This window comes from Neobacillus paridis (genome assembly GCF_016765675.1).
GTDB lineage: Bacteria > Bacillota > Bacilli > Bacillales > Cytobacillaceae > Neobacillus > Neobacillus paridis.
In genome coordinates, this window is record NZ_JAESWB010000083.1 from 1 (window position 1) to 666 (window position 666).

Consider the following 666-nt stretch of genomic DNA (forward strand, 5'->3'; position numbering starts at 1 on the left):
CAGCCCGGCCCGTTCCAGATCGGCCTGCAGACGCAGAAGGCGGAAACAGCGACCGCGCTCAAGGTCGCGCGCGACACGCTGGGTGACTATCTGCGTAACGGACCCACGGCAGCCGAACTGAAGGCGGCCAAGGACAACCTGATCGGCGGCTTCGCGCTGCGCATCGACAGCAACCGCAAGATACTGGACAACCTGGCCGTCATCGGCTTCTACGGATTGCCGCTGGATTATCTCGACACCTGGACTGCCAATGTGGAGAAGGTCACGATTGCCGACATCCGCGCCGCCTTTGGCCGCAAGATCGCGGACGAGCGCCTGGTCACGGTCGTGGTTGGCGCGCAGAAGCCATGAAGCAGCGTCACCACAGCGCATCGCGCCCGGCGCCTGCCGCTCCACGTCATGCGCCGCGGCAGGTGCGCATCATCGGCGGCCAGTGGAAGCGCACGCCGTTGCCGGTGATGGATGCCGAGGGCCTGCGGCCCACGCCCGACCGCGTGCGCGAAACCCACCGAACTGTATGACTTCTTCGCCGCCTACCAGGCAGCCGCCATGCAGCTTGCCGGCGTGCCTGCCACCAGCTGGCCGGTGACGAACTGGGCCACCATCCAGCCCACTGTCAAGAGCGCACTGTTCACCACCTTCCCCAGCGCCACCACGGCGCAGGGC

2 protein-coding genes are annotated in these 666 nt (G+C 67.0%); both read left to right on the forward strand.

Going from position 1 to position 666, the window contains the following annotated elements:
- Window positions 1-351, forward strand: a 351-nt coding sequence (locus JK635_RS28010) for a peptidase M16 family protein (protein ID WP_202653073.1), incomplete at its 5' end; no start/stop codon positions are given.
- Window positions 348-521, forward strand: a complete 174-nt coding sequence (locus JK635_RS28015) for an RsmD family RNA methyltransferase (RefSeq protein ID WP_202653074.1) — start codon at window positions 348-350, stop codon at window positions 519-521. The genes JK635_RS28010 and JK635_RS28015, both read left to right, overlap by 4 nt.
- Window positions 522-666: the final 145 nt, after the last annotated feature.

What these genes read in the sequence shown, in the direction of transcription:
- JK635_RS28015 (WP_202653074.1), top strand. Translation starts at nt 348, where the DNA reads ATGAAGCAGCGTCACCACAGCGCATCGCGCCCGGCGCCTGCCGCTCCA.